The organism is Weissella bombi (genome assembly GCF_900094835.1).
GTDB classification, from domain to species: domain Bacteria; phylum Bacillota; class Bacilli; order Lactobacillales; family Lactobacillaceae; genus Weissella; species Weissella bombi.
The window spans coordinates 1-10,195 of record NZ_FMAO01000021.1; the positions used below are offsets into that span (position 1 = coordinate 1).

Below are 10,195 nucleotides of genomic sequence, written 5' to 3' on the forward strand. Positions count from 1 at the left end.
AATGACGAAAACTTGACCAATGTTGAAAAAATTAATCAGTGTTTCAGCTTATTTTCACTTGATTTACATACAGATAATTTAGCTACAAAAGGTAGTATTGTGTCTAATCTATTTGATTATATCAACGCAACCCCTTATGGCAATTTTGATGATGAAGATACACCTACACCAGAAAACGAACCTACTGGTAATATCACTGACTATGATTTTGAACAAGATGCTGCTGCCATTTATGCCTCATTTATGACTTACTACCATATTGACTTGTATGCCCAACTAGATAAGATGCATTGGGACGTTTTTAAAGCATTATTTGATAATTTGGGAGAGAAAACACCAATTAGTCGTATAAGGCAAATTAGAAATGATGACTTGAGTAACTATAAAGATGATGCACAGCAGGCAGGTCTTATGGCAGAAGCACAAATGTATTATCAATTAGATAAAAATAAGCAAGCTGATTCCTTTGGTAAAGGTTCAGCTTCTATTTTTGATAGTCTCTTGGGTTATGCAGACTAAAAGAAAGGAGGAAGCTATATGGCAGACGGTCAAATTGATATTGATCTAGTATTAAATGATCAGTCAGATGAAACCTGGACTGAGTTTAAGTCCAAAGCTGAAACATCAGGTAAAGCAGGTTACGAAACATTTAAAAAGTCATTTGGAACGAAACCCTTAATTGCTAAATTAGAGGCGCAAGCGGAAAAAGAAGGTATTGATAATTTTAATGAATTATTAGATAAGATACCGGAAGAAGAAAAGACAGAGCTATTGGCCAAAGCTGAGAAAGGCGAAATTAATAGTTTTGATGATTTACTTGCTGCGTTACCAGAAGAAACTCGTACCGAACTAAAGGCCAAATCACACACGGCTGAAATTAGGTCGTTTGATGACTTACTTAATGAAGTGCCAGAAGATATTCGAACGGAACTGAAAGCTAAAGCTGAGCGTGGTGAAATTCGGACTTTTGACCAATTACTTGATGAATTGCCAGAAGAAACTCGGACTGAATTAAAGGCTAAAGCAGAACGTGGTGAGATTGCGAACTTTAATCATTTGTTAAAGTCTGTGCCAATGGATATTAAAACTAGACTGAAGGTCGATGCTGATCGGCATGGTATTTCAAATTTTGATAAGCTTTTAAAGCAATTACCAAAGAAGACTCGGACTGAGTTAGAGGCTAAAGCTCAAAGAGGCGAGATCATTAACTATGAAAAATTGCTTAATCAGATTCCAACACGCAAAATTACACAAATTAAACTAAATGATAATGCGAGTGATGAATTAATAAAGATTCAACAAGAAGCTGAGCAAACCAAACATAAGTTTTCAAATTTAAAGGATGTTATGTTAGGGACATTTGCAGGTAATGCTATTTTTAAGGGAGCTACAGCATTAACCGGTGGTTTGGAGTCCATAATTTCTGATCTAGACGAATCTAGTAAAGCATGGCAAACCTTTACTGGTAATATGCATGAATTTGGCAAATCGGATAAAGAAATTGCAGGAGTTAAGAAAGAACTACAAATATTTGCTCAGCAATCAATTTATTCAGCTTCTGATATGGCTTCTACATATTCACAGCTAGCTGCTGTTGGTACTAAAAATACTACTGAATTAGTTAAAGGATTTGGTGGTTTAGCTGCTGCATCAGAAGACCCGAAACAAGCGATGAAGACACTTAGCCAACAAGCTACACAAATGGCCTCTAAACCAAAAGTTGCATGGGAAGATTTCAAACTTATTCTTGAACAATCGCCAGCTGGAATGGCTGCTGTTGCGAAGTCTATGGGAATGTCTGTTGGTGATTTAACTCAAAAAGTACAAAATGGTCAAATTGCGACACAAGATTTATTTGATGCAATTACTAAGGCTGGTACTAGTGACAACTTTACTAAAATGGCAACTAGTTATAAAACTGTTGGTCAAGCTGTTGATGGGTTACGTGAAGGATTAACTAATAAACTGCAAGGAGCCTTTGATAGTACTAGCAAAGTTGGTATTAAAATGGTATCTAATTTAGCTAATGCTATTGATAATTTTGATACTAAATCAATGATGAACAAACTTAGTGGGTTAATTAGTTATATTACCGTACATTCTAAAAATATATCTGGCATATTTAGTAGTTTGAAAGAGATTGCTGGTAGTTTAGTAGGTGGTGCTTGGAATGCTGCTAAAAACACTCTTACAACTGTAGCTAACATGTTTGGATTGATAGATAAAAACAGTAAACAAGCTCGTGATCCATTAAAAACAATTGATGAGCTTTTACAGAATGTTGCTAATCATAAGGACATGATTCAAGCACTTGGTGCAGCACTTATAGCTAGTTTTGCAGTTAAAAAGCTTAGTGATTTTGTAGGAGGACTTTCTTTAGTAATTAAAAATTTAAAATTAGTTACGGCAGCTCAAAAAGTATTTAACACTGTTAGCAATGCTAATGGAATCAGCATTTTAGTCATTGCAATAGCAGGGTTAGCTGTAGGCTTAGTTGAATTGTATAAACATAATAAAAAATTTCGTGAGTTTGTTGATAATTTAGTTGATGCAGCAGCTGACTTTAGTAAAGGAGTTGCAAAATGGTTTGGTAATGCTTTTAAAGTAGTATTGGACTTTTTTAAAGATATTATCAAATTTGTAAAAAAAGACTGGAAAGAACTCTCATTGTTTATCGTAAGTCCTTTTTCCGGCGCATTTGCATTAATATACAAACACAATGATAAATTTCGAAACGCAATTAATAAATTAGTCAAAGATGTTGCAGGCTTTTTTAAAGGAATAGGTAAATCCATTGGAAGTGGTGCAAATGCAGTTGCTGATTGGTTTAAAGGTTTAGTTCAAGGCTTTAAAAAGGGTTGGAACTCATTCATCAACGGAGCTATCAAGTTAGCTAGAACTTTTGGGAAAAATATGATGTATGCTTTAGCACTACCAGTTGGTATTGCAATTACCATTACTAAGCCCTTGGTAAATCCATTAAAGAATATTTTTAATAGTTTAGTAAAGGATGCTAAAAATATTTGGAATGGATTATCTAGTTTCTTGAAGAAAATATGGCAACCTATTCAAAAAACTTGGCAAAAAGCTTGGAATAATATTACTGATTTTCTTGATGAAATTTGGAACGGTAAACATGGTATTAAGCGTTTATTCACTGATGCTATTAATAGCATTTCAAATATTTTAAGTGGTGTTCTAAACAAAATTATTAAAGTTTGGACGAAATCATGGGATATTATCGCAGAGTTTTCTAATGAATTGTGGAACGGTAAACATGGTATAAAACGATTATTTAATGATGCAATCAATGCGATTGCAAATGTCTTAGAAGCCGTACTTAAAAATATTTCTAAAATTTGGATGAAAACATGGGATGCAATTTCAGATTTTCTTGATGAAATTTGGAATGGTAAGCATGGTATTAAAAGAATATTTACTGATGCTATTAATGCAGTAAGTAATATATTAGACAAAGTATTAAGTAGTATCTCAAAAACATGGAGCAGAGTCTGGCAAGCTATTGCAGATTTCTTTGATGATATCTGGAATGGTAAACATGGCATTAGAAATACGGCATCAAAAGCTTGGGATGCACTAACTGGTGGCTTAGTTAGCTTTGGTAATAGCATTTCTAAAACGTGGACTAATATGTGGACAGGTATTCGAGATTTCTTTAGTGATATTTGGAAAGACATTAAAGGATTAGCTAAAGATGGTATGAACGGAATAATCGGCTTTATTAATACTGGTGTTGGCGGTATTAATGGTGTTATTCATGATTTTGGGGGTAAAAAAGAAGCAATTAAACCTCTAAAAAAGTTGGCAACTGGTACAGTTGGCGCACCTAGTGGATTGGCGATGGTTAATGATGGGTTTGATAGTCCTACTGGTCAAGAATTGATCATTGATAATAAGGGACAAGGTACAATTTTGTCTGGCCGTAATCGACTAGTTAACTTTGAAGGTGGTGAAACTGTTGTACCAGCTAATGTGACTCATAAGCTATTAGGTAGTCATATGTTTGCCAACGGTACTAAAGACTGGTTTGGTGGCGTCAAGAATTTCTTTGGTGATATTGCAGAAGATATCGGTGATGCTATTTCATCAGCAACAGGTAAAGCTAAAGAATTCTTAGGTATTGCTATGCATCCAGTTAAATACATTGAAGATAAAGTATTTAGTCCGATGACTAAAGGAATCAGTAATTTAGCAGGTTCAGCCATTAGTTCATTGGGTTCAGCCGTTAGTGGTAATAAAGGTGTCAAAGGACAACAAAATACTTGGTGGCATGAATTATGGAACATGTTAAAAGATACGATGTCTGGTAGTGGCAATGGTGGTCTAGGTGATGATTATCGTTTTAAGAATAAAAGCAAAGATGAAGGTGCACCAGGGGGTGATCCATGGGGTTACTTCTTTAGAGAGTGTGTTTCTTTCGTTGCTAGTCGTTTAGCAAATGTGGGTGTTAAGCCAAGTTTATTTACTGGCTTAGGCAATGGTTCTAACTGGACTAGTGCGCATGTTAAGCATAAGAGTACGCCAAGTGTCGGTGATGTTGCAGTTTATTCAAAGGGTTCAAAGTATGGGAACCACGTTTCAGTTGTTACGGGTGTTAATAATGGTCGTTACAGTGAAGAAGGATATAACTATGCTGGAAATGGAAAGTATTACAAGTCTAGCGGACTAAAATTTAGTGATGCAACAACATTCTTAAACTTTGGACGTAGTGCCGCACGTTCTAAATCAGATGTTAATAAGTCAGATTCACCACTGCAAAAACTAATTAGGTCTCAAGTAGGTGGCATGTTTGATTGGGTTGCAGATATGATGAGCAACTTATTGGGTTCATTTAATGGTGGTGGTGATCAAGCATCCGGTCCAGGAGCTAAACCAAGTGGTTCACATAAGCATTGGTTAAAGCAAGCTGGTATTCATGGTAATTTTGACAAATGGAATTACATTATTAATCATGAATCTGGTTGGAATCCAAGAGCTAAAAATCCTGGTTCTAGTGCTTATGGTATTGGGCAAGCATTACCACCATCAAAGATGGCACCATTTGGTTCTGATTATATGACAAATCCAATTACTCAACTTAAGTGGATGAAGAGCTATGTTAATGATCGATATGGTGGCATTGAACATGCTTATAATTTTTGGCGTAATCATCATTGGTATGCGAACGGTGGTCGCACCAATGGAATAGGTATTGTTGGTGAAGTTGATGGTGAAGATGAATGGGTAGTTAATCCAAATCGCCGAAGTGCTGATGAAACTATTTTGGGTTCAATTAAAGAAACAGCCGATAAGCAACCTAACAGTTTTGCAGCTAAGTTAGCGCAAGTCATTAATACTGCTAAAAGTGGTGCACAATCAAATATGATTGCTCAGCTGCCACATGGATCACGTATTCAAAATGCGAACCAGACTAATGGTGGTATTGATTTGAGTGGCGATGTACACATGGTATTCCATTTGGATAGTGGTGAAGTGGCCAAAGCTACTTATCCAAAGATTAAATTACTGCAAGATCAAGATATTCAATTGAAAGGACAAGCAACAGGTAATACTTATGAGTACTAAATTTCAAAGTGATATTTTAATTCAACGATTAGATGGCACAACTTATGATTTGGGTGCAGAAGGTATTCGTGTTGTAACGTTTGATCCACCTTCACCTGCGTATGCCCATACTTATGCGCAAACTAGTAATTATGGCGCTACCTTAGGGGGGACGCAAATCACGCAGGTTTCTATTCCACTGACATTTGATGTCATTGCTCATGATAATTTTGATTATGAACTTCAAAGGCTCAAAGTACTGCAAATATTTAGCAGTGTTGAGCCTTTTTATGTGATTTCGTTACGAACACCGTTCATGCGGTGGAAAGTCGTTGCTGAGCCATTTTCGTACCCACGTTCTGGTAATTATTGGAAAGCAAAGAATGTTGCGGTTAATCTTATATGCTATGAAGGTTTAGCTGAGAGTATTGCAACAACGCTACAAAATGCCACGGTTAATGGCCATGAGTATGATGCTAGTTTAGGTGTTCCACTAGCTGATTATAACTACCAATTTCATACGACTAATTTTAAAGTTTATAACCCGTCAATCATTCCGCTGTTAGCAGATGAAAGACCGGTTACTATTTTATTTAAAGGTAGAGCCTCAAGCGGTTTAACGATTACGAATAGAACGACAAATCAAACCTTTACTTACAAGAAACCAATCAATACAAGTGATGATTTTAAATTAATTGGCTTAGTACCGATTATGAATGGTATTCAGCGGTTGGGAAATGATTATTCTAGTCGTAGTTTTATTGATTTAGCAAGAGGCTACAATAACTTTGAAATTAGTGGTGCTAGTGACTTTACAATATCATTTGAAACGAGGTTTTATTATTAATGGCAAATGTAGTTTATGCTTACACGCCCCACCTTGATGAAGTACCGGTAGTGGTTAATAATTTATCGATTACCGAGTCATTAAATGAATTAAGTACGCTATCGTTTGGTTTTAATGCAGATAAACAAAATGAAATTGCTGCAGAAGCCATGGTACCGCAAACAAAAGTCCTTGTGCCTGAAACAGGGCAGTGGTTTAGATTAACTAGTGTTAATCCAACACCACTAGAGGAAATTCGTAGTTATCAGGTGTCAGCAGTTCATGTTGGGACAGACTTACATGATAAGTATCTGGAAGACAGATTAATGAATACGCAAAGCTTAGATAGTTGCATGAAATTTATTACATCAGGAACAAACTTCAAGTATAAAATTCACGATAGTTTTTCAAACTATTCATTTAGTGATGGCTTTGGTGGTGATTTTGCAGATTCATTATTGATGAACACATTAAAAAATGATTTTGGTCTTGAATTTTACTTTGACAATTGGACCATTCATATTTACAAATCTTTGGGTAAAGTAGACCAATTTGTATTTGTTGATGGTTACAATGCCAGCAAGATTTCATGGACTGAAGATTATAGTAATATTCGTACTAAAATAAAGGGCTATGGTAAGCAAAATGAAGATGGTTCCTATGTGGTTTCAGCTGAATACACGAGTCCAAATCAAGCTATTTGGGGTATTAAACAAGCGGCTACTATCCAAGATGACCGATTCACTGACAAGAATGCTTTGTTAAATTACATTAAGTCACAGTTACAAGATTATCCGATTGTTCAGTACACAATGGCACGAGCTGAATTTGAACATGGAGCTAAATTATCTGATGTAAATAATGTGGCAATTGGTAATACCGGATTTATTAAAGACCGTTTAGGCGTGCAAGTAGATGTTCGTATTATCGGTATAACAAGATATCCGCAAGATGCCAAACAAAACGATACCGTTACATTTGGCAATAAGTTATTTGATTATGCAAGTAATATGACACGATTACGAAAGGCGCGGCTTAGTAATGAAGCTCTGGGTAAAACAGTTTCCAAGCTACAGAGTAATGTCCAATTAATTGTAGATAGTAATAAGAGTAAAAAATCATGGATCGTTGGGGAGGTTAAAGAATGACACTAAACGGTATTGACATATCTAATTGGCAGCCTAATATTAACCTTTCAATTGTTCCCGGTGATTTTGTCATTGTTAAGGTTACTCAAGGCGTTGATTACATTAGTCCAGTGGCAGATAAGCAGTACCAACAAGCGAAAAAATCTGGCAAGTTATTAGGTGTCTATCATTTTGCAGATGGCTCAGGTGCCAAACAAGAAGCACAATATTATTTAGATAATATCAAGGGGTACATTGGTGAAGCACTACTTGCTTTAGATTGGGAAGGCGATGTTGTTGTAAAAGGAGTTAGTTATGCCAAAACTTGGCTTGATTACGTTTACAAGCAAACCAACATCAGGCCAGTCATTTATATGAGTAAGTCAGTGACTAATCTTTATGATTGGTCAACTGTTGCAAAAGATTATGGTCTCTGGTGCGCTCAATATGCTGATAAAAGTCCAACTGGGTATCAAGATACTCCTTGGACTGATACGACACCATTCGGTAGTTGGTCAGCACCAACAATTTATCAATATAGTTCAACTGGTAATTTGAGTGGTTATGGTGGGGATCTTGATTTAGATAAGTTCTATGGAACAAAAGGCAGTTGGTTAAGTTTTACTAAAGGAGAGCAATCATCGTCTAGTAATGAGGGTTCGAACACGCCAGTTACGCCAGTACAAACAAAAATTCCAATTGTGCAATATTCAGATAATGATGGTAATCGTGCCTATGCTTATACTCATTGGGATGCAGTTAATGGGAAACCGGCAATATTAAGTAAAGAAGATTTGCAGCCATATGCTTTAAAAAATGACCTGCCCCCAAAAATTGCATTAACAAAAGGGACTATTAATCTAAAGTATGGATTGCCTGCGCTTAACTATGCCTACAATGATAAATTAGTCACTGTTACATTTATTGGTTCAGTTGAAAAGACAATTCAAAATATGCAGGGCGACACTCAAATTGGTTCACTAAGTAATGACGTACCAAAGCCGCCTTTTGATGTTACAGCTTCTTTAATTGATATTTCAAATTTATCTAACATGGGACACTTAAAAATCCAGCCTAATGGGGGATTAGTAGTTAACATGACTAATGCATGGAATGGTGATTGGATTTCTGGAACCGTTAGTTATGCGATTTAAGGGAGAAAATATGGTTGATACTAACAAATTAAATGAAATTGATTACAATATACAGTTAACTTATCAGGCAATAGAAAGTGTATTTCTAACAACAGAAGTTCCAGACTTAAAAGGTCCTTTTACAGTGAATATCTGGAATGAAAATACATATTCTTTTTTAATAACTAGTTTATTAAATTTAATCAGAGAATATAACGGGTTATTAGATATATTAACTGTGAATCATTTAAATCCTTTTAGTAATATCAATCTTAAACATTTAAGTTTTGGAGATAATGGGAGTGATCTGAATGAATTAATTAGTCAATATAAAAAAACATTAGATAAATTGAATAATGGGTTGGAGAAAGTAAAAGTTATTTTAAAATTAAATGGATTAATGGAGGATTCACAATGACAGAAGTTGATGGTAGATATGTAGTTATTAATACGCAATTAAATGTGACTGAAGCTACCCTTGTTGAAAGTATGTCTGGCCGACAAGGGGATGATGGTAGAATTGTTTATTTTTCTTTGAGGGACGGACAATTTCCGCACAATTTAACAGGTCAAGATGTCTCACTTGAAATTAAAGATAGCATCGGAAAAATTAAAGTTATCCATGGCTTTTATGACATGGTATCAATTGAACGTGGGTTATTTTCAATGTTGATTCCGTCACAATTTTACCAAGCTGCTGGAGACATTGAAGAAGGATACTTAAAAGTCACTGATGCGACGGGAATAGTTATTACTTCGGTACCGATTACGTTTTCAGTCAGAGGCAACGGTGTAATTTTAACTGCGAACGCCTCACAAGACTTTATTGATACTATTGAAAAAATAATCAAAGAAGCGGACAAACAAATTGCTGATTTAAATGGACGTATTGAGCCACAAAAATTAGCCATTACCACATTACAGCAATCAATTGATGAGGCAACAGCATTAATCAATGCTAAACAGGTTGCAACACAAAATTCTGCAAATGATTTTACTGCTAATAATACATTTGAGAAGGACGTAACCGTCAAAGGAGCTATTCGTGGTAAGTCTGACAGTGCTATTATTGCTGATTCAATTCAAAAAACAGCACGATTAGATAATCTAGAATCAGTACATAGTGTTGATATTAAATTATTAGGTGGCACATTATCATTGTACCGCGCAGGCAATATAATCTCTGTTGCATCTAACATTAAAAATAGCATGGTTGTGTTTAAGCAATATGCACAAATTGCACCTACAAATACGGTACCAGTGGGTTATCGTCCCATTGCTTTTACGGGAACACTTAATTTGCACCAAGCTGATTGGTTGGAAAATCGAGAAAGCGGACAGATTGTTCTTGAATTAGATGGTTCAATAACAACTAAAAATACTTTTAACAAAAATACGACTGAAGCTAGTGATTTGGAAGTATTTGGTTCTTATGTCACGAATGATGATATGCCAAGAAACTAGGAAAGGAAGTAATAAGCATGGAAAATGAAGTATGGTACAGTTTTGACCCAAAAACATTTAAATTTAATGGTGTTAGATTT

General features: G+C 35.4%; 7 protein-coding genes. All 7 read left to right on the forward strand.

Annotated features, from left to right (window positions below; genetic code table 11):
- On the forward strand, positions 1-519 hold a 519-nt coding region (locus tag GA0061074_RS08750; protein WP_092463985.1), incomplete at its 5' end, for a Gp15 family bacteriophage protein.
- Between the two features lie 18 nt (positions 520-537).
- Positions 538-5,586 (forward strand): aggregation-promoting factor C-terminal-like domain-containing protein, encoded by a 5,049-nt coding sequence (locus tag GA0061074_RS08755; protein WP_092463988.1) that lies wholly within the window; start codon positions 538-540, stop codon positions 5,584-5,586.
- On the forward strand, positions 5,576-6,412 hold the full coding sequence (locus GA0061074_RS08760) for a phage tail domain-containing protein (protein WP_092463990.1): 837 nt from the start codon (positions 5,576-5,578) through the stop codon (positions 6,410-6,412). Before GA0061074_RS08755 ends, GA0061074_RS08760 begins: the two co-directional genes overlap by 11 nt.
- Positions 6,412-7,539 carry a phage tail protein gene (locus GA0061074_RS08765; protein WP_092463993.1) on the forward strand — a complete coding sequence of 376 codons (1,128 nt, stop codon included), beginning with the start codon at positions 6,412-6,414 and terminating at the stop codon, positions 7,537-7,539. Before GA0061074_RS08760 ends, GA0061074_RS08765 begins: the two co-directional genes overlap by 1 nt.
- The gene (locus GA0061074_RS08770) at positions 7,536-8,672 is read left to right on the forward strand and encodes a GH25 family lysozyme (RefSeq protein WP_092463995.1); all 1,137 of its coding nucleotides are present in this window, start codon (positions 7,536-7,538) and stop codon (positions 8,670-8,672) included. Before GA0061074_RS08765 ends, GA0061074_RS08770 begins: the two co-directional genes overlap by 4 nt.
- 10 nt (positions 8,673-8,682) lie before the next feature.
- On the forward strand, positions 8,683-9,069 hold the full coding sequence (locus GA0061074_RS08775; protein ID WP_137604572.1) for a hypothetical protein: 387 nt from the start codon (positions 8,683-8,685) through the stop codon (positions 9,067-9,069).
- Entirely contained in the window at positions 9,066-10,115 is a 1,050-nt protein-coding gene (locus tag GA0061074_RS08780) for a BppU family phage baseplate upper protein (RefSeq protein WP_092464001.1), read from the forward strand. Before GA0061074_RS08775 ends, GA0061074_RS08780 begins: the two co-directional genes overlap by 4 nt.
- Positions 10,116-10,195 lie beyond the last annotated feature (80 nt).

Excerpts from the sequence above, each read along its gene's own strand:
- GA0061074_RS08775 (WP_137604572.1), top strand. The coding sequence starts at position 8,683 with ATGGTTGATACTAACAAATTAAATGAAATTGATTACAATATACAGTTA.
- GA0061074_RS08780 (WP_092464001.1), top strand. The coding sequence starts at position 9,066 with ATGACAGAAGTTGATGGTAGATATGTAGTTATTAATACGCAATTAAAT.
- GA0061074_RS08765 (WP_092463993.1), top strand. The coding sequence starts at position 6,412 with ATGGCAAATGTAGTTTATGCTTACACGCCCCACCTTGATGAAGTACCG.
- GA0061074_RS08760 (WP_092463990.1), top strand. The coding sequence starts at position 5,576 with ATGAGTACTAAATTTCAAAGTGATATTTTAATTCAACGATTAGATGGC.
- GA0061074_RS08755 (WP_092463988.1), top strand. The coding sequence starts at position 538 with ATGGCAGACGGTCAAATTGATATTGATCTAGTATTAAATGATCAGTCA.
- GA0061074_RS08770 (WP_092463995.1), top strand. The coding sequence starts at position 7,536 with ATGACACTAAACGGTATTGACATATCTAATTGGCAGCCTAATATTAAC.